Origin of the sequence: Myxococcus sp. AM011, from assembly GCF_013372595.1 — a bacterium.
Taxonomy (GTDB): domain Bacteria; phylum Myxococcota; class Myxococcia; order Myxococcales; family Myxococcaceae; genus Myxococcus; species Myxococcus eversor.
Genome location: NZ_JABXEM010000050.1, coordinates 14,169 through 31,971, shown reverse-complemented (window position 1 = coordinate 31,971; position 17,803 = coordinate 14,169). Strand labels below are relative to the sequence as shown.

Genomic DNA, 17,803 nt, shown 5'->3' with positions numbered 1-17,803 from the left:
CTCCCATGCCAATCGTTCTCATCGTCGCCGAGCAGCAGCCGGACGGGCACCTTCGCAAGGCCTCTCTCAACGCCATCACCGCGGGCAAGCAGTTGGCCGACAAGGCCGGCGCGGAGCTGCACATCGCCCTCATCGGCAAGGACCCCGCGAAGGTCGCCGACGAGCTCAAGGGCACCGGCGCCAAGGCCGTGCACGTGGGCGCCGCCCCGGAGCTGGAGCACTACCTCGCGGAGACGTACGCCCCCGTTCTCGCCACGCTCGCCACCGAGCTGAAGGCGGACTTCGTGGGCATGGCGTCCACGGCCCAGGGCAAGGACCTGCTGCCCCGCCTCGCCGCGCGTCTGAAGGCCGCCATGGCCACGGACGTCACGGGCCTGAACGGCTCGGGCGGGGACATCACGTTCAACCGTCCCATGTGGGCCGGCAACGTGTTCGCCGAGGTGAAGCTCACCACGCCGGTGAAGGTGTTCACCGTGCGCGCCACGGAGTTCGCCGCCGCCGGTTCGGGCGAGGGCGCCGCCGAGGTGAAGACCTTCACGCCGAAGGTCGAGGCCTCGAAGACCAAGTTCGTCGAGTTCAAGGAAGTGAAGAGCGCTCGCCCGGAGCTGACCGAGGCGAAGGTCGTCATCTCCGGTGGCCGTGGCACCAAGGGCGACTTCAAGGAGATTGAAGCGCTGGCGGACGAGCTCGGCGCCGCGGTGGGCGCTTCCCGCGCGGTGTGTGACGCGGGTTGGGTTCCCAACGACCTGCAGGTCGGCCAGACGGGCAAGGTGGTGGCTCCCGCGCTGTACGTCGCCGCGGGCATCAGCGGCGCCATCCAGCACCTGGCGGGCATGAAGAGCTCGAAGACCATCGTCGCCATCAACAAGGACGCCGAGGCTCCCATCTTCCAGGTGGCCGACTACGGCATCGTCGCGGACCTCTTCAAGGTCCTGCCCGAGCTGCGCGCGGAGCTGCACAAGCTGAAGTAGCACTCCGGCCCGCCTGGGCCATGCACGAGGGGCGACGTGGGGCAGTTGTCCCCGCGCCGCCCCTTCGTCGTTTCCGGCAGGCGCGTCTACAGCTCGATGTCGCTGTCGCGTTTGCGGGCCGGGGCTTCCTCGTCCCCTCCGCGCGGCTCCTCGGGAGGTGGCAGCGGGGCTTGCTCCGCTCCTTCGTCCGGGGGGAACGCGTCGGGCTGCTCTCGCGCGGCATCGTCGCGCAGGTCGATGCGCGAGCCGTCCTCCAGCTCCACGGCGAGGGTGTCGTACTCCCACTCGCCATCGCCCTGCTTCTTCGCGTCGACGTGCAGCAGGCCGTCCGCCTGGGGCCCGTCGAGGGGAATGGCGAGCCGCGCGTGCGTCACGCCGTTGACGGTCTGCACCGACGTCTGCTTGGGCAGGCCGTTGTCGATGGGCGAGCCCAGCGCGCTTCGCACCTCCGCGTCGGAGCGGGCAATGGCCACGGCCTCGGTGAAGGCGTCCATGTTCTTCAGCGACGAGTAACCGAAGCCCACGAGCGCGAAGCCCAGACAGCCGCACGAGGCCAGCACCCCCAGGCAGCCCACCGGCACGAACCACTTCCAGTTGCGGCTCCACCACCCCTGCTGGGGTACCAGCGAGCCCTCGGGCGTTGCATCCATGACCTCTCTCCTCATCGCGCCATCACCCGGCCGGCGGCGCTCCTCTCTTAGCGAGCCAGACGCGCGGGGGATAGGGCCCTGGGTTGGAGGTGGCTCGCGTCGGTTGGTGTGGGAGAGGGGAGCGGCTACATTCGACGGACGAGCGACGGGGAAGGCTCGTGTGGGGCCGGACTTCCCTGGAGGTGGCGCGTGCCGCCGCGGAAGACGCCGTCCACCGACGTGCTGCTGGACGTGCTGGAGGCCTTGCCTCCAGGGCAGCGGCTCTGGGTGCGAGGTGTGGGGCAGGACCTGTATCCCCTGCTGCGCTCGGCGGACGCGGTGCGCGTGCTGCGCTGCGGGCCAGGCGCCGTTTCGCGGGGGGACGTGGTGCTGGTGCGCCAGGGGCGGATGCTGACGGCGCGCGTGGTGGTGTCCATCGAACCTTGGAGGACGGCCACGCTGCTGGGCGCGGAGGAGCGCTCGGGCGGGGAGGTGCTCGGGCGGGTGGTGGCGCTGCGGCGTGGCAGGTGGCGGGTGCCGCTGCCTCGGCCGTTCCGCCCGGCGCTCTGGGTGGCGCAGCGGACACTGGCGACGGCGTGGGCGCGGCCCGAGACCCGGCTAGTCTATCGGGGTGTGAGGGACTTCTTCTTCTCCGGCTGGTCGAAGCCGCTGCGGCGCCACTGGGTGGGACCGCTGGAGGTCCGGCTGTTGCGGGCGCAGGACATGGACGCGCTGCTCACCTTCGCGAGCGAGCGACTCGTCGTGTCCGCGAGCTTCCTGCGCCGGCAGCTTCGTGAGCGGTGGGGACTGGAGATGCCCGAGCGCCGTGGGGCGGCGGCCGGAGCGCTGGACGCGAAGGGGAAGCTGCATGGCTTCGCCTGGGTGGACTCGTATCGGCAGGAGGGGCTGCCGTTGGATGGTGTCTGGGTGCGCTCGCTGGTGGTAGCGCCCCAGGCCCGGCGGATGGGCGTGGCCACTCAACTGTTGGCCTGTCTGGTGGAGGAGGCGCACCGACAGGGCGCGCCGAGCGTCCAGGCGGATGTGGACGACGACAACGCGGCGTCGCTGCGGACGTTCGAGGGCGTGGGCTTTCGTCGTGCTTCGGACGCGCTGACCCGGCGGACGAACGAGGCCTGGGACGCGGCGGGGCGGTCCAAGCGACTGGTGGTTTTGGAGCGGGACTCCGGCCCCTGAGTCCACGGGGGTTGCGTGGGGGCTCGGGGTGCGTCAAAAGCACCCGCGCCGCGCCTTCGCGTCGCGAGGACTTCCGTGAGCATCTCGACTCCCGACAGCATGGGGCGCGAGCCGACTCGCATGGAGCGGCTCAAGGGCCTCCAGGCGGACGGAGCGCTGCTCTTCATCACCCTCATCTGGGGCGTCACCTTCGTGGTGGTGAAGGACGCCCTGGGGCACGCCGACCCGTTCACCTTCCTCGCCCTGCGCTTCGGGGTGGGGGCGCTGGTGCTGAGCGTCTTGGCGGGGCGGCAGGTGTTCTCTCCGAAGAACCTGCGCCATGGCGCGGTGCTGGCGACGTTCCTGTTCCTGGGCTTCGCGCTCCAGACGTGGGGGTTGACGCTCACCACGCCGTCGCGCTCGGCGTTCATCACCGGGATGAGCGTGCTGTTCGTCCCGGTGTTGTCGCTGCTGGTGTTCCGGCGGATGCCGAAGCCCGCGGCGCTGCTGGGCGTGGCGTTGTCGGCGGTGGGGCTCTACCTGCTCACGCGGCCCGCGCCAGGCGAGGGAGGTGCCGGGCTGAGCGTGGGGGAGCTGCTGTCGTTGGGCTGCGCGGTGGCGTACGCGGGGCACATCACCCTCACGGAGCGCTACGCATCGAAGGAGGGCGTGCTGGGGATGGTGGCGGTGCAGTTGTGGGGCGTGGCGTTGTTGTCGGCGGCGTGCCTGCCCTTCGTGACGCGCAAGGTGGAGTGGAATGCGCCGCTGGTGACGGCGGTGCTGGTGTGCGGACTGTTGCCGAGCGCGTTGGCCATCAGCATCCAGACGTGGGCGCAGGCGAGGACGTCGGCGGTGCGCGCGGCGGTCATCTACGCGTTGGAGCCGGTGTTCGCGTCGATGTACTCGGTGGTGCTGGGCTACGAGGTGCTGGGCGCGCCGGAGGCGATGGGGGGTGGGCTCATCCTGACAGGTGTGCTGGTGGCGGAGCTGGGGACGCCTGCCTGGATGTGGTGGAAGTCAAGGCGACAGGGAGTGCAGGGGACGGGCTGACGCCCTCCAGGCGGACGGGCGCGGGCCGCGAGAGAAGCGGCCCACGGGCGGGTGGACGCGCTATATCCGGGCCCTTCCCATGAGCGTGGAGCTGCGTCGAAACGGGTTGCACCTGACGGGCACCCTCCTGTCCCTGGATGCGAAGCGCAAGTCGCCGCTGAGCTTCGTGAGCCACGGACATTCGGACCACATCGCCAGGCACGAGCGAACCATCGCCACGACGGCGACGCTGCGCTTCATGGAGCATCGGCTGGGGCCGGTGAGTGCGCCGCTGGCCGCGCCGTATCGCCGTCCGTTCGAGCTGGGGCCGCTGGTGTTGGAGCTGCTGCCGGCGGGGCACATCCTGGGCAGCGCGCAGCTTCGAGTCATCCGCGCGGATGGGCGGCGCGTCGTCTACACGGGGGATTTGAACGTGGTGCCGTCGTTGACGGCGGAGGCGACGGAGGTGGCGGAGTGCGACACGCTCGTCATCGAGTCGACCTTCGGTCATCCGCGCTACCGCTTCCCGCCGCGTGACGAGGTGTGGGGGCAGGTGGAGGCCTGGATTCGGCGGCAGCTCGAGCGGGACGCGGTGCCGGTGGTGCTGGGGTATCCGCTGGGCAAGAGCCAGGAGGCGATGAAGTTCCTGGCGGGCAGGGGTTTCCCGTTGGTGGCGCACTCGTCGATTTTCGAGGTGGCGCAGCTCTACGCGGAGCTGGGCGTGCCGATTGAAAACCTGCGGTGCTTCCACGGGAAGGTGGAGCCGGGCGAGGTGCTGTTCTTCCCGCCGCATCAGGCGAGGGGCGGGGCGCTGGCGCACCTGTGGCCGCGCGGGAGTGCCGTGCTGACAGGGTGGGCGATGGACCCGGGTGCGGCGCGACGGTACGGCGCGGACGTGGCGTTTCCGGTGTCGGACCACGCGGACTTTCCCTCGCTGATGGCCTACGTGAAGGCGACAGGGGCGAGCGAGGTGATTACGTGTCACGGCTTCGCGGAGGAGCTGGCGCAGGCGCTGCGGGACGCGGGAGTGGATGCGCGGCCGCTGGGAGGCAAGCCGCAGCAGCTCTCGTTGCTGTGAGGCGGAGAGGGTGAGGACCGGAGTAGAATGGGGCCATGCCTTCCCGTTCTCCACAGCCTGTGGGCCAGGTGGTCCGCGTCCTGGTGTGCACCGAGAAGAAGACCTTCGTGACTCGGGAGTTGTCCGAGGTGCGGGTCACGTTCGAGGGAATCGACGGAGACCGGCACGCGGGGCACACGCGGCCGGCGGACGTGCGCACGCCGTGGTACCCGAAGGGGACGCCCATCCGGAACACGCGGCAGCTCTCGCTGGTGTCGACGGAGGAGCTGGCGTTGGTGGCGGAGACGCTCGGAGTGCCGAAGGTGCTCGCGTCATGGCTGGGAGCAAATCTGGAGTTGGTGGGCGTGCCGAGGCTGACGCACCTGCCACCGGGGACGCGGCTGTTCTTTCCCGACGACGCGGTGCTCGCGGTGGAAGGCGAGAACGAGCCGTGCACCGGACCGGGGAAGGTCATCGAGGAGCACCATCCGGACCACGTGAAGCTGGCGAGCCGCTTCGTGAAGTCCGCGTGGGAGCGACGGGGCCTGGTGGCCTGGGTGGACCGGCCTGGTGTCATCCGCGTGGGAGATGATGTCCGCGTGATGTTGCCGAAGCCGGTGACGTACGTGCTGCCTTAGTCAGCGGGAAGGTTCAGGCTCTTTTCGAATTCCCAGAGGAGGAGCCAGAACCGTTCCCAGGCTGCGTCCGCAGTGGGGCTTTCAAGGACCAGGGTCCTGATTGCTCCGTGGCATGTGCTCCAGCCGAACTTCTCGCGAAGGAATTGCGAGAACGCCTGATTGAATTCCTCGATTGGCACCGGGACCTTGTGCACATGAATCGCTGACGAGTAGCCGATGATGACTGCTTCGAGGGTACGCAACTGCAGTTCCCGCTCCTTCTCCGAGTCGATGAGAAAGGCCTGGGGGTATTTCTCGACGAGTCGCAGCATGTCGAAGATGGAGGCCATGAAGTTCCCGGAAGCCAATGGCGAGGGTGCGCGTGTTACGTCTGCCTGTCATGCGATGTCGCGGGGGCAGTGAGCATACCAACGAGAGTCCTGCCGGCGGTGTTGGGCGGCGCAATGTTTCCGCTGTCCCGATGGGCTGGTTGATGGTGCTGTCCATCCTGCTCGTGGTGGCGGGCTGTGCGACGACCTCCGAAGGTTCGGGTGGCAATGTCTGGCTGGGGCGAGGCGCGGTCCCGACTCAGGATGAGTCCGAAATGTTGCGGGCCGCCGAGGCAGAGGTCGTCCGGGTCGTCGAGCAAATAGGCGCGACTGTTCGCGACATCGACTCGGTAGGGGCGCACCTGACGCTGACGTTCTGGTTGGAGCGAGGTGCGCTGACCTGGACTGGCTACGAGGCTCGGGAGCGTGTGGGGCATCGAGGAGGTCCGGTCGGAGCAGCGGATATTCGGGACGCGCTGCGAGAGGTGCTCGCTGGCTACGGTCTGGAGCGCACGGGGCAGGTGGTCTTGTCGCTGCGCCGGGAAGAGAGGCAGTGGTCGGTGGACTATTCGTTCCATCGCCAAGCGGAGCGCCCACCCGAGGCCAGGACGCTGCCAGTGCAGTGGGCTGATGACACTGGGCCCGACGAGGTTCCATCGGGGCTGGCGCGTCTCCTGGCAGGGATAGGTGTCCCCAACGGGGGAGAGGCCTGGCTGGAGGCCGATGCGGTGCTGGAGGACGGTCGCGTGGTCGGGTGGGAGCTGCACCACTTCCAGGTGACTCGGAGCGGAGCAGGTGGTTCTCCGCAGGCCCCGGCGTCACGAGTCGGTCGGGAGGTGGTTCGGCTTACACGCTCCTTCCAGGATGGTATCGGGCCGCGCACGGTGCGGTTCGGAATCCGGCTGACCCACAGTCGGGGTGAAGGTGACGGTTGGGTGGAGTCCGCGCGAGTCGTCGGCTTCGCGCCACCGACGGGACTCGAGCCGGAAGTCGCCGCTGAGTACCGGGCGATGCACGAGGACATCGTGCGGCGCTGGCGAGAAGGTGTCGCGGAGGGCTTCACCTGGCTGGCTCAGCGAGGCGTGCAGGAACTGGCGCTCTGGTACGTGGGCGCTGTCGCGATCAAGGGCGCGGGCTTCCTCGCGGTTCGCGGTGGCGGCATCGTTCGGAAGGCGCTGCGTCAGGGCAAAGAGGCTGCGAGCGGCTGGTTGCGGACCATGCTGTCTCGGGTGCCGCAGAGCGAGGGCCGCGCTTTCGAGCGACTGTGGACGAAGGTTCAGCTCGAAGGGGAGCGAGCGCTCACCACCAGTGAACGGGGCGAGCTGCGTGCGCTCATGGCTCGCATCGAGAAGTTGGCCTCGATGCCGCTCGAACTGGGGGAGAAGCACGGACTGCGGAAGGCCGCGCGAATCTCTTACAAGAGAGCCCGTCCGGACTTGGCCCCCGCCATGGACGCATTTTCAGATCGCTATCCGGTCCACCACCGACGTCCCCTGGAATATGCGCACTTGTTTCCGGAGGAGGACATCAATGCTTCGAGCCGACTCGCCGTGGTCCAAGACTTCATCCATGAGCGAGTGAGTCGCCTCTGGACGAAGTTCCGAACCGCCCAGCGAACCGCGACGCGTGACGAAGTCGAGGCCGCGACGAGGATCATCGACTCGCATTTCGAGTCCTGGTACCACCGTGTCGAAGTTCCACGAGGCGAGCAGGTTTTCATCGAGCGGGCCGAGCAGGCGGCGCTTGAGGCGTTGAAGTCGCGTTTCCCGAAGGTGAACTGAGCAGGAGTTCGACGATGGAGCAGCCGATACTGCCTGGGTTCGACCGATTGGTTTCCGTTTGCAAGCGGGAGTCCCTGGAGATGCGCCTGACCGCTCCCGCCCAGCGTCCTCTCAGGGGAGGGGAGGGCGTGGGTGGGCATCCCCTGGACCCGATGTTGGCGGCCTTCTATTCGAGGTCGGGCAGCGCGAGGTTCGCGGATGACGCCTATCTCCTCCGCGTCAATGACGACGAGAACCAGCTCGACGAGAAGAACCAGTGGTGGCGCGAGAGTTGGCAGAAGCGCTTTGACTTGACGGTCTGCGTTTTCGGTGGAGAAGCCAACCTTGCCTATTACTTCGCCACGGTTCCCGGCCTGGCGGACGCGCGAGGATGTCAGCCCGTCGTTGAAGTGGACACCTACGAACTCGACGGGCCGGTCGTCATGCCGCTCGCCTCGAACGTGGACCGCTTCTTCGACCTGTACGCGAGCTACCTGGAAGCGCTCGTTGCTCACGAGGACTACGCGGAGCGTGGTTCAGCGGCGCTCAGCTTTCCCTGGAAGGTTCCACACCTGGTCGCGCGCGACGAGCGCCTCGTCCAGCTCATCGAGGAAGGTCGCTTCGACTTCCCCCAGGCTGGCCCTGAGGCCCGTACCTGGGCACTCCAAGTCCTCGAAGCCCGCCGACGCATCATGTGACGTAGGCCGCGCCCTCTGTCCGTGACGCATGCACGCGCTGAAGGAAGCGCCGCATGAGGAACGCGTTTTCATCCAGGTGCGTCTCCAGAGCCCAGTGCCCCGCGTCGAGCAGATGGAGCTCCGCATCCGGCAAGTACGCCCGCGCCGACTCCTCGGGCATGTACCCGTCGTGCGGTCCCCACACAATCAACGTCGGCGGCTGGCACTCACGCAGATACGCCTGGAACCGAGGCATCCACGCCAGCGTTGTGCGCTGATCCGCGAGCAGGTCGACCCAGTGCTCCTTGCGTATGCTCGGACCTCCCGAACTGGACGAGTCCCGACGCCACCCGCGAGACCAGCTCGGAGACAAGCCCGTGTCTCCGTCGGAACCTGGTCATCCCCAGGGCCTCGTGAGCACACGCTCCGCTCGTCCGCTCCCCATCCAGACAGGCCAGCGCGTCCCCCAGAAACACCGCGGGGCCGCCGAGTCCCCAAGAGGACTCCAGCGGCCCCGAGGGCCCCACCACTCAACTCGCCGTCACTCCGCGTCGGGCGATTGAACGATGAGCTTCTCCTTGCCACACACGTCACAGCGCAGGTGGATGAACAAATCCCCGTCGCTCTCCTCGGGCACCGAGCCCTCGGGAACGCCGAGCTCCGCCTTCGCCAGCGCCGCCACCTTCGTGGGAATCTCCTCCGCCTTCAGCGACTGGACGTAGGTCATCTCCCGCTCGTGGCACTCGCGCGTCTCCGGCCCGTGCAGCCACGCCGGCTCCATCCCCTCCGGCAGCCGGCTGACCAGCTCCAGGTTGGACACCGACTCCGCCAGGTACGCCAGCCGGCGCAACCGCGCCTCCTCGGGCAGCGCCGAGAAGACCTGGAAGCCCTCGAACAGCGCGTCGCGGTTGTCGCCGGTGGCCAGGTGCGCCAGCTCCAGCGCCGCCTCGCTCGACTCCAGCGCCTCGTCCCAGTTGTTGTCCGGGTTGAAGCCCGCCTCCAACAGCGACGTGTACAGCTGCGTCGCCGCCAGCCGCCGCCGAGCCTCCTGCAGGTGCTCCACCACCTCGTGCGTCAGCCGCAACTCCAACAGCGCGCCCGTCGTCCGAGGGTCGATGGACCCCGTCAGGTCATCCACGTCCACTTCTTCCCGCAGCGCGGCCTTCAACACCTGCGCCGCGGAGAAGCGGAACAGCGGCAACACACCCACTTCGCGCAGGTACATGGCCGACACGGCCGCGTCCTTGGCACCCATCCGCAGCGCCTTCTGCGCCTTCTCCACCACGCCCGGGTCCGCCGACGGCTTCTTGTTCTCCAGCCGCGTCTTCACCGCCTCGCGGTAGAGCGTCTCCAGCGAGCTGCCCGGAGGCATCCGCTGCGGCACCAGCGGCCTCAAGCCCGGCACGTCCAACACCCACAACGGCGGCATCGCCATCCGCTTCAGGCCCCGGAAGAAGAGCGAGCCGGGCGGGTCCTGCGGCTTGAACGGCGGCAGCTCCTCGGACGGCTCTCCCATCATGAGCGCCGCGGCCTGCACGCCCAGCGCCTTCTCCCGCTGTTCGCGGGTGAACGCGGTGATGCCCTGGGCCGGAGGCGGAGGCGGAGGAGGTGCTTCCTCTCCGTCCAGACCCACCACCCGGTCCATGTCCACATCGTCCATCTCCACGTCGTCCAGACCCTTGGCGCCCGTGAAGTCACAGCGGAGCAGCTTCAGCTTCTCGAAGGTGGCCCCTTCGAGGTTGGCCCCCCGGAAGTCACAGTCCTGGAGCCGCCCGCCGTGGAAATAGGCGTTCGACAGGTCCGTGTCCCGGAAGTTGATTTTCGACAGATCGCACCGCTCCCACTCGGAGCCGACGAGCCCGAGGCCCGACAAGTCCGCGTTGGCGGAGAAAAGTTGCGTGAAGGTGGCTCCAGTGTGCTCGGACGGGACCTGACCGGCCTTGCGCAGTCGGTTCCACTCGGCCGACCCGTTCTGGAGGAGCTTCTCGATACTGAGGGCTTTCGGCATGGACCGGGGATTATTCGTATGGTCTGGTCCGCGCGCCAGCACAAATGATCGAGTACCGAATCGAGACCGACACCGCCGGGATGCGCCTGGACAAGCTCCTGCGCAAACGGCTCCCCACTGTCCCCGTGAGTCACCTGTTCAAGATGATTCGCACCAAGAAGGTGCGGGTGAACGGGAAACGTGCCCAGCCCGAGCAGTTGCTCGCGGACGGAGACGTGCTCACCATCCGTGGAGACGAGCAGACGCTCAGGGGAGAGGACCGTCCGAAAGTGGACCGTCCACCCCCGCCGGTGGACCCCAGCCGGCTGGTCATTCTGAGAGAGGACGACTGGTTGATGGCCGTGGACAAGCCCAGCGGGATGGCCGTCCATACCGGAAGCGGCATCACCGGCGGCACGCTGGTGGACTATGTGCGCGCCTATCTGGGACCCAAGGCCGTCCGGAACGACTTCACGGCGTCACCCGCCCACCGCCTGGACCGGGAGACCTCCGGCGTCATCCTGGTCGCCAAACGGCGCCCGGCGATGGTGCACTTCACGGAGGTCTTCACCCACGGGCTCTCCAAGAAGCGCTACGTCACCCTGGTGAAGGGGAAGATGCCCAAGGAGTCCGGGGTCATCGACCTGCCCCTGTCCGAGCACCAGCAGACGGCCGAATCCAAGGCCCGGCGCGGGGTCAACATGCAGGAGGCCCTCACCCGCTGGAAGGTCGTCAAGCAGTCGGGCGAGGTGGCGCTCCTGTCCTGCTCCATCGAGACCGGGCGCACCCATCAGATAAGAAGGCACCTGGCCTCCATTGGCCACCCGGTGGTCGGGGACAAGAAATACGGTGACTTCGCCTTCAACCGCGACGTGCAGGCGCGCTGGGGGCTCAAGAGGTTGTTCCTGCACGCCGAGCGCATCGAATTTCCACACCCTGAAGGCGGGGCGAAGGTGGCCGTGGAAGCCCCCATCCCCCCCGAGCTCCGAGACGTGCTCAAGCGGGCCGCATTGCTGCCCTGAGGCCGTGACGCCCGCGAGGTTCCGATACACGTATGTCCGACTCCAAGACGACTGACCGAAGCCGCTCGAAGCTGGTGCTGAAGGGGGTTCCCCCCGGGCGCTGGTGGAAGGTGCTGCTGAAGCTGGGTGGGTGGCTGGCCCTCACGGGTGCCACGGCGGGCGCGGTGGGCCTGGTGGCCATCTACTACGTGTACTCGAACGGGCTGCCGGCCATCCCCAAGGTGGACGAGTACTGGCCGCCCATCGTCACCGAGGTCTACACCGACGACGCGGTGCTCGCGGGCGAGTTCTACAACGAGCGGCGCAAAGTGGTGCCCTACGAGCGGATTCCGAAGCGGCTGGTGCAGGCGTTCATCGCCAGCGAGGACTCCAGCTTCTTCGACCACTTCGGCGTGGACATCCTGGGCACCTCGCGCGCGGCCTTCAAGACGATTGGCTCGAAGCTGGGCCTGCGCTCCGGCGGCATCCAGGGTGGTTCCACCCTGACGCAGCAGACGGCGAAGGCGGTGCTCATCTCCGCGGAGGGCTACAAGTCCGCCACCGCGAAGACGCTCACCCGCAAGATTCGCGAGGCCATCCTCGCCCTGCGGTTGGAGCAGTCGCTCACCAAGGAGGAGATTCTCTACCTCTACCTGAACAACGTCTTCCTCGGGCACCACAGCTACGGCGTGCAGAGCGCGGCGGAGAACTACTACCGCAAGGACGTGCGGGATTTGACGCTCGGGGAGATGACGCTCATCGCCGGCCTTCCGCAGGCGCCCAGCCGCTACTCGCCCTTCCTGCGTCCGGAGGCCGCCCGCAAGCGCCGCTCCTACGTGCTGCGCCGCATGCTGGTGGAAGGGATGATTTCGCAGGCCGAGCACGACACGGCCAACGCGGAAGTGGTGAACGTGTTCCCCGTGGAGGACGTCTTCCACGAGTTCGCCCCGTACTTCGTGGAGCAGGTGCGCAAGGACGTGGTGGACCGGTACGGCAACCCCGTGCTGCTCAAGGACGGCCTCAAGATTTTCACCACCATGGACAGCGAGCGCCAGCGCGCCGCGCAGGACGCGGTGATGGATGGGCTGCTCTCCGTGGACAAGCGCCAGGGCTGGCGTGGGCCGGTGCAGCAGCTCACGCCGGAGGCGATGAAGACCTTCATCGACCGCGCGAAGAAGTCCATGGGCAAGGACGCGCTCGCCGAAAACCGGCTCTACGTGGCCGCCGTCACGCAGATTGACTCGGACGGCAAGGGCGCGGACGTCCAGGTGGGACCGCATGCGGGGCGGCTGCCGCTGCTCGGCATGCGCTGGGCGCGCAAGGTGAACCCGGAGGGCTACTACCCGGCGATGATGATTTCGTCGGTGAAGAAGGCCATCGCCGTGGGCGACCTCGTCGTTGTCCGTCACGTGACGAAGAAGGACCTCACGGACGACAAGGAGCAGTGGGACAAGAAGTTGGCGGAGGACATCCCCGAGGAGGGCGTGAAGCTCTTCCGGCTGGAGCAGACGCCCGAGGCGCAGAGCGCGCTCGTCTCCGTGGACCCCCACCGCCAGTACCTCACGGCCATGGTGGGCGGGTACGACTTCGACGACAACGAGTTCAACCGCGCCTTCCAGGCGTGCCGTCAGCCGGGCAGCTCGTTCAAGCCCTTCGTGTACTCGGCGGCGCTGGAGCAGCTGAACTGGACGGAGGCGACCGTCATCGTCGACTCGCCCATTGTGGAGCACGACCCGGACAACAAGGTGTCGTGGAAGCCGGCGAACTACAGCGAGGAGTTCGTGGGGGACGTGCTCTTGCGCACCGCGCTCGTCAACTCGATGAACATCCCCGCGGTGAAGACGTTCGGCGCGGTGGGCGTGAAGAACATGGCGGCGTGGAGCACGAAGCTGGGCATCACCACGCCCATGAACATGGACTTCTCCGCGGCGCTCGGCTCCTCGTGCGTGTACCCGCTGGACCTGGCGAACGCCTACGCGACGTTCAACCGCTACGGCCGCAAGAAGCCCACGTACTTCGTGCGCAAGGTGGAGGACCGCTTCGGCCGCACGCTGGAGGACCACACCGCGTTCGATGACGCGTGGGCGCCGCTGCAGGACCGCGTGGCCGCCGGCTACGCGCGCCTCTTCGAGCCTGGTGAGCAGGTGATGAGCGCGGAGGTCGGCTTCATCCTCACGCACCTGTTGCGCGGCGTGGTGCTCCAGGGCACGGGGGGGCCTGCCACGCGCCTGGGCAAGCCCGCCGCCGGCAAGACGGGCACGACGAACGACTCCTTTGATGCGTGGTTCGCGGCGTACACGAGAGATCTCGTGACGGTGGCGTGGGTGGGCTACGACTTGAACCCGCATCCGCTCGGCCGGTACGAGACGGGTGGCCGCGCGGCGCTGCCCATCTGGCTCAACTACATGAAGCGCGCGCTGGAGGGTCGGCCGCAGTCGGAGTTCTACCCGTGGCAGTCGATGGACCTGGTGCGGCTCCACATCGACAAGAAGACGGGCAAGATTGCCAGCCCCGGCGCGAAGGGCTCGGAGTTGATGTTCTTCAAGAAGGGCACCGAGCCGAAGGACGCCGTGCCCGACAAGAACCAGGTCGACGTGGACCAGTTCATGATGGGCGCGCAGTAGCGCTCACCGACGTGGACTTCCGGGCCCCGTGCGCCTCCTTCGGGAGGACGCGGGGCCCGAGTCGTTTCAGGCGCCCGTGCGGAAGCGGCGCGCGGGCTCCACGTGACGCTGGATGGCCGCGCGGAGTGACGCCACATCCGGCCCTGCTTCGAGCACGGAGCGCGTCGCGGTGGGGATGATTTGCGCCTCGCGCCCGGCGAACAGGCGCTTGAGGTCGTCGAAGCCCGCGCCCTGCGCGCCGATTCCAGGCGTCAGCATCAGCGCGCCGCCCAGCCGCTCCACGATGTCCCGGTCCGACGCGGGGAGGGTGGCCCCCATCACCGCGCCCGCGGGCAGCACACCCGGTCCCGCCTTCTCGTTCAGCTCGCGCAGCCCGTCCGCGAGGACCTCCGCCACGGTACGTCCATCGCCGCCAGTGGACGTCTGGAGCGACGTGCCCTCCGGGTTGGAGGAACGCACGACGAGGAAGGCACAGGCGCCCGACGCCCGCGCCCGCTCAATCGTCTTCACCAGCGCGCCCAGGCCCAGGTACGCGGAGAAGGTGGCCGCGTCCGCTTCGTAGGCGCTACCCACGCCGAAGACGGTCTCCGCGTAGGCGTCCATGGTGGAGCCGATATCCCCACGCTTCACGTCGAGCAGCGCGAGCGTGCCCGCCGCCTTGAAGCGCTTCATCAGCGCCTGGAGCGTCTGGAGTCCCGCGGGGCCGTGGCGTTCGAAGAACGCGCTCTGCGGCTTCACCACCGCGACGCTGTCACCCGCTGCGTCCGCGATGCGCTCACAGAAGTCCGAGAGGCCCTGCGCCGTGTCGGGCAGTCCCCAGCGCGCGAGCAAATCCTTCGACGGGTCGACGCCGAGGCAGAACGGAGAGCGCTCGTCGGCGAGCCGGGCGAAGCGCTGGGCGAAGGATGGAGGGGTCGTCACCGTTCCAGCTCCTGTGCGGGGTCAGCGCAGCCGGCGGGCGGCCGCGTCGAAGAGAGGGTTGGGCAGCACCTTCGCCAGCCGCGAGGGCAGGGCGAGTTGCCACGGGAAGGACAGCTCCGTCTCACCGCGCAGGATGGCCGTGCCCATCAGCTCCACCGCCGCGTCCGTCTCCATCAGGAAGGGCATGGGGAAGTGGTTGTCCGCGGTCATCTCGCTCTTCACGAAGCCCGGGTAGATGGTGGTGACGCGCACGCCGGTGCTGCTCAGGTCCACGCGCAGGCTCTCCATGAACGTGGCGAGGAACGCCTTCGAGGCCGAGTACGCCGCATGTCCCGCCAACCCCCGATGGGCCGCGAGGCTGGAGATGCCCACCACATGTCCCCGGCGGCGCTCCACCATTTGCGGCAGCACGGCCGTCAGCGTGGCGGCGGCGCCGGTGACGTTGGTGTCGATGATGGCCCGCACCTTGTCCCATTCCAGGCGCTTGCCATGCGTCACACCGCCGACGCCCGCGTTGGCCACGACGAGGTCCAGGCCACCGCACTCCGAGTCGAGCTCGCGCAGGCGCTCCAGGTGGGCCTCCGTGCGCGTGACATCCAGCTCCAGCGGCTCCACCGTCGCGCCCGCGGCCTGGGCCTCGTCGGCGAGGGCCTGGAGCTGCGGCATCCTGCGCCCGGCGGCGAAGACGCGCAGGCCGCGCTTGGCCAGCCACAGCGCCAACCCTCGTCCCAGGCCGCTCGAGGCGCCCGTCACCAGCGCCGTCCGGTAGCTCATCTCCGCCATGGTGTCTCCTCCTGGCTGCGTCGCTGCTTCTCGCACGGTTGGCGGCGGAATTGGGACACAAAACCATGCGGGGCCTCGTCCGTCCGGCCGCGTCCGGAGCGCCAGGGTGTTGACGAGCATGCACGCGCCGGCCCTTCCGTGCGTGCTTCGCTCGGCGGCCGGCCGATGGCACAGGGCCTGTTCGTCCGCACCTTGTCTCCACGAGGAGGGACGCGCACATGACGCCCTCGAACTGCGTGCTCGCCATCGACGACGACCCCGACATCCTCCTGGCATTCAAGGACGTGTTGGAGCTGGAGGGGCACAGCGTGTTGCTGGCGCACAGCGGGCGTGAGGCGCTGGAGCTGCTGCGCGGGGGCGCACGTCCCTCCGTGATTCTGTTGGACTTGATGATGCCGGACGTCAACGGCTGGGAGTTCCGCGACAGACAGCGCGAGGACGCCTTGCTGGCGCCCATCCCCGTGGTGGTCATCTCCGGGCAGGGCGTGAGCGCTCGCGAGGTCGCCGCGCTCGGCGTGGACGACTACCTGCGCAAGCCCGTGGACGTGGAGCAGCTGCTCGGCGCTGTCTCCCGCTACGTGCTCGACGCGGAGAAGCAGCCCCAGCCCGTGTGAGGCGGAGGCCCGCGCCGCTGGAAGGACGCGGGCCCCACCCACTCAGGCGCTCAGTGCATGCCCGAGGGCGCGCTCTCCAGCTTGGCGACCACCTGGTCCACCGAGAAGCTCGACGGACGCTGGCGCGGCGGGAACTCGCGGAAGCTCGAGAGGAACCGGGCCACGGCCTGCTGCGCCGGCACGAAGTAGAAGGCGTGGTCGATGAGCCAGGTCTGGTAGCCGACGGCGTCCTGCGAGCGCTCCAGCGGGTCGGCGCGCAGGTCGAACGCGAGCGGGGCGCGGCGGATGGTGAAGGGCTCGCCCCAGGCCTCGATGCCCTTGGCGTTCTGTTCCGCGAAGACGAGCTTCATGCGCCCGTGGCGCACGGCGACCAGCTCCCCGTCGTCGCCGAAGTAGAAGAACTCCGTGCGCGCCGAGGGCCCCTTGCTGGACAACAGCTCCGTCTGGTCGTAGCCATCCAGGTGGACCTTGAAGGTCTTGTCGTTGGCCTCGTGGCCGCTCTTGAGCTTGTCCACGATGTCCGGGTCGCCCGCCGCCGCGAGGAACGTGGGCAGCCAGTCCTCGGACGAGAACAGCTCGTTGATTTGCGTGCCGGGCTGAATCACGCCGGGCCAGCGCACGACGCATGGCGCGCGGAAGGCGCCCTCCCAGTTGGTGTCCTTCTCGCCGCGGAAGGGCGTCATGCCGCCGTCGGGCCACATGCACGTCATCGCCCCGTTGTCCGTGGTGTAGACGACGATGGTGTCCTCCGACAGCCCCAGCGAGTCGAGCTTGTCGAGGAGCTCCCCGACCATGCCGTCATGCTCCACCATGCCGTCCGGGTAGAGGCCGAGCCCCGTCTTGCCCCGCGACTCCGGCTTCAGGTGCGTGTGCACGTGCATGCGCGTGGTGTTGAACCACATGAAGAACGGCTGGGAGGACTTCTTCGCGTCCTCCAGGTAGTCCATGGCGGAGGAGAGGAACTCCTCGTCCACCGTCTCCATCCGCTTCTTCGTCAGCGGGCCGGTGTCCTCCACCTTCTGTCCGCCCTTGCCGTCCGACTTGCAGCGCAGCACGCCGCGCGGACCGAAGCGCTTCCTGAAGGCCGGGTCCTTGGGGTAGTCCGGGTTCTCGGGCTCCTCCTCCGCGTTGAGGTGGTAGAGGTTGCCGAAGAACTCGTCGAAGCCGTGGACGGTGGGCAGGTACTCGTCGCGGTCTCCCAGGTGGTTCTTGCCGAACTGCGCGGTCCGGTAGCCCTGGGCCTTGAGGAGGTCCGCGATGGTCGGGTCCTCGGGCTGGAGGCCGACCTTGGCGCCCGGCATGCCGACCTTGGTGAGGCCGGTGCGGAACGGACACTGGCCGGTGATGAAGGCCGCGCGCCCCGCCGTGCAGCTCTGCTGCGCGTAGTAGTCGGTGAGCAGCGCGCCTTCCTTCGCCAGCCGGTCGATGTTCGGCGTGCGATAGCCCATCACCCCGAGGTTGTAGGCACTGACGTTCCAGTAGCCGATGTCGTCACCGAAGATGACGATGATGTTGGGTTGCTTCTTCGCTTCCTTCTTCTTCTGGGTCGCCATCGAGTCCCCCGACGTGAATGTGGAATAGGAGTGAGCGTGACGCCCTCGGGGGACAAGGCGGGGCGGACGGGTGGACAG

Annotated in this window: 17 protein-coding genes; 10 read left to right on the top strand and 7 right to left on the bottom strand. The window is 68.2% G+C overall.

Translation table 11 applies throughout. The annotated features are described in order from the left end of the window. Positions 1-5 precede the first annotated feature (5 nt). Positions 6-971 carry an electron transfer flavoprotein subunit alpha/FixB family protein gene (locus HUW62_RS13275; RefSeq protein ID WP_163870177.1) on the top strand — a complete coding sequence of 322 codons (966 nt, stop codon included), beginning with the start codon at positions 6-8 and terminating at the stop codon, positions 969-971. Positions 972-1,057: 86 nt separating this feature from the next. Here the strand turns inward: HUW62_RS13275 and HUW62_RS13270 are convergent, their stop codons facing one another. Continuing rightward, the gene (locus HUW62_RS13270; protein ID WP_176434650.1) at positions 1,058-1,621 is read right to left on the bottom strand and encodes a cytochrome c oxidase assembly factor Coa1 family protein; all 564 of its coding nucleotides are present in this window, start codon (positions 1,619-1,621) and stop codon (positions 1,058-1,060) included. Between the two features lie 189 nt (positions 1,622-1,810). Between HUW62_RS13270 and HUW62_RS13265 the strand changes: the two genes are divergently transcribed. The 4 genes from HUW62_RS13265 to HUW62_RS13250 all read left to right on the top strand — a co-directional run bounded on the left by HUW62_RS13265 (position 1,811) and on the right by HUW62_RS13250 (position 5,497). Beyond that, the gene (locus tag HUW62_RS13265) at positions 1,811-2,794 is read left to right on the top strand and encodes a GNAT family N-acetyltransferase (RefSeq protein ID WP_176434649.1); all 984 of its coding nucleotides are present in this window, start codon (positions 1,811-1,813) and stop codon (positions 2,792-2,794) included. A gap of 75 nt (positions 2,795-2,869) precedes the next feature. After that, positions 2,870-3,823, top strand: coding sequence for a DMT family transporter (locus HUW62_RS13260; protein ID WP_240357084.1), 954 nt, complete (start codon positions 2,870-2,872; stop codon positions 3,821-3,823). A gap of 79 nt (positions 3,824-3,902) precedes the next feature. Beyond that, positions 3,903-4,880: an MBL fold metallo-hydrolase gene (locus HUW62_RS13255; protein ID WP_163870179.1), complete on the top strand. Its 978-nt coding sequence runs from the start codon at positions 3,903-3,905 to the stop codon at positions 4,878-4,880. A gap of 35 nt (positions 4,881-4,915) precedes the next feature. Next, positions 4,916-5,497, top strand: a complete 582-nt coding sequence (locus HUW62_RS13250) for an MOSC domain-containing protein (protein ID WP_176434648.1) — start codon at positions 4,916-4,918, stop codon at positions 5,495-5,497. Here HUW62_RS13250 and HUW62_RS13245 read toward each other — a convergent pair. After that, positions 5,494-5,826 carry a hypothetical protein gene (locus HUW62_RS13245; protein WP_176434647.1) on the bottom strand — a complete coding sequence of 111 codons (333 nt, stop codon included), beginning with the start codon at positions 5,824-5,826 and terminating at the stop codon, positions 5,494-5,496. The two genes, HUW62_RS13250 and HUW62_RS13245, sit on opposite strands and share 4 nt — an antisense overlap. Before the next feature lie 143 nt (positions 5,827-5,969). Between HUW62_RS13245 and HUW62_RS13240 the strand changes: the two genes are divergently transcribed. Both HUW62_RS13240 and HUW62_RS13235 read left to right on the top strand, forming a co-directional pair. Beyond that, complete coding sequence (locus tag HUW62_RS13240) at positions 5,970-7,586, top strand: hypothetical protein (protein ID WP_176434646.1); 1,617 nt, start codon at positions 5,970-5,972, stop codon at positions 7,584-7,586. 128 nt (positions 7,587-7,714) lie between these two features. Then, positions 7,715-8,263 carry a hypothetical protein gene (locus HUW62_RS13235; protein ID WP_176434645.1) on the top strand — a complete coding sequence of 183 codons (549 nt, stop codon included), beginning with the start codon at positions 7,715-7,717 and terminating at the stop codon, positions 8,261-8,263. Here the strand turns inward: HUW62_RS13235 and HUW62_RS13230 are convergent. Continuing rightward, positions 8,256-8,615 carry an alpha/beta fold hydrolase gene (locus HUW62_RS13230; RefSeq protein WP_163870920.1) on the bottom strand — a complete coding sequence of 120 codons (360 nt, stop codon included), beginning with the start codon at positions 8,613-8,615 and terminating at the stop codon, positions 8,256-8,258. The genes HUW62_RS13235 and HUW62_RS13230 overlap by 8 nt on opposite strands. Before the next feature lie 168 nt (positions 8,616-8,783). Continuing rightward, entirely contained in the window at positions 8,784-10,250 is a 1,467-nt protein-coding gene (locus HUW62_RS13225; protein WP_176434644.1) for a pentapeptide repeat-containing protein, read from the bottom strand. A 44-nt stretch (positions 10,251-10,294) separates the two neighbouring features. Here HUW62_RS13225 and HUW62_RS13220 point away from each other — a divergent pair, with 44 nt between their 5' ends. Together HUW62_RS13220 and HUW62_RS13215 are read left to right on the top strand one after the other, a co-directional pair. After that, positions 10,295-11,251 (top strand): RluA family pseudouridine synthase, encoded by a 957-nt coding sequence (locus tag HUW62_RS13220; RefSeq protein WP_163870918.1) that lies wholly within the window; start codon positions 10,295-10,297, stop codon positions 11,249-11,251. A 32-nt stretch (positions 11,252-11,283) separates the two neighbouring features. Further along, on the top strand, positions 11,284-13,854 hold the full coding sequence (locus tag HUW62_RS13215) for a penicillin-binding protein 1A (protein ID WP_163870917.1): 2,571 nt from the start codon (positions 11,284-11,286) through the stop codon (positions 13,852-13,854). A 66-nt stretch (positions 13,855-13,920) separates the two neighbouring features. Here HUW62_RS13215 and pyrF read toward each other — a convergent pair whose 3' ends face one another. Together pyrF and HUW62_RS13205 are read right to left on the bottom strand one after the other, a co-directional pair. Then, entirely contained in the window at positions 13,921-14,775 is an 855-nt protein-coding gene (pyrF, locus tag HUW62_RS13210; protein ID WP_176434643.1) for an orotidine-5'-phosphate decarboxylase, read from the bottom strand. A gap of 21 nt (positions 14,776-14,796) precedes the next feature. Further along, positions 14,797-15,558 (bottom strand): SDR family NAD(P)-dependent oxidoreductase, encoded by a 762-nt coding sequence (locus HUW62_RS13205; RefSeq protein ID WP_163870915.1) that lies wholly within the window; start codon positions 15,556-15,558, stop codon positions 14,797-14,799. A gap of 218 nt (positions 15,559-15,776) precedes the next feature. Between HUW62_RS13205 and HUW62_RS13200 the strand changes: the two genes are divergently transcribed. Next, a complete protein-coding gene (locus tag HUW62_RS13200) occupies positions 15,777-16,172 on the top strand; it encodes a response regulator (protein WP_163870914.1) in 396 nt (131 codons plus the stop codon). Between the two features lie 50 nt (positions 16,173-16,222). Here the strand turns inward: HUW62_RS13200 and HUW62_RS13195 are convergent, their stop codons facing one another. Beyond that, entirely contained in the window at positions 16,223-17,725 is a 1,503-nt protein-coding gene (locus tag HUW62_RS13195; protein WP_163870913.1) for an arylsulfatase, read from the bottom strand. Positions 17,726-17,803 lie beyond the last annotated feature (78 nt).

Coding starts and splice junctions, on each gene's coding strand:
- HUW62_RS13215 (WP_163870917.1), top strand. CDS start 11,284: ATGTCCGACTCCAAGACGACTGACCGAAGCCGCTCGAAGCTGGTGCTG.
- HUW62_RS13200 (WP_163870914.1), top strand. CDS start 15,777: ATGACGCCCTCGAACTGCGTGCTCGCCATCGACGACGACCCCGACATC.
- HUW62_RS13255 (WP_163870179.1), top strand. CDS start 3,903: ATGAGCGTGGAGCTGCGTCGAAACGGGTTGCACCTGACGGGCACCCTC.
- HUW62_RS13270 (WP_176434650.1), bottom strand. CDS start 1,621: ATGGATGCAACGCCCGAGGGCTCGCTGGTACCCCAGCAGGGGTGGTGG.
- HUW62_RS13225 (WP_176434644.1), bottom strand. CDS start 10,250: ATGCCGAAAGCCCTCAGTATCGAGAAGCTCCTCCAGAACGGGTCGGCC.
- HUW62_RS13220 (WP_163870918.1), top strand. CDS start 10,295: ATGATCGAGTACCGAATCGAGACCGACACCGCCGGGATGCGCCTGGAC.
- HUW62_RS13275 (WP_163870177.1), top strand. CDS start 6: ATGCCAATCGTTCTCATCGTCGCCGAGCAGCAGCCGGACGGGCACCTT.
- HUW62_RS13205 (WP_163870915.1), bottom strand. CDS start 15,558: ATGGCGGAGATGAGCTACCGGACGGCGCTGGTGACGGGCGCCTCGAGC.
- HUW62_RS13240 (WP_176434646.1), top strand. CDS start 5,970: ATGGTGCTGTCCATCCTGCTCGTGGTGGCGGGCTGTGCGACGACCTCC.
- HUW62_RS13245 (WP_176434647.1), bottom strand. CDS start 5,826: ATGGCCTCCATCTTCGACATGCTGCGACTCGTCGAGAAATACCCCCAG.
- HUW62_RS13250 (WP_176434648.1), top strand. CDS start 4,916: ATGCCTTCCCGTTCTCCACAGCCTGTGGGCCAGGTGGTCCGCGTCCTG.
- HUW62_RS13195 (WP_163870913.1), bottom strand. CDS start 17,725: ATGGCGACCCAGAAGAAGAAGGAAGCGAAGAAGCAACCCAACATCATC.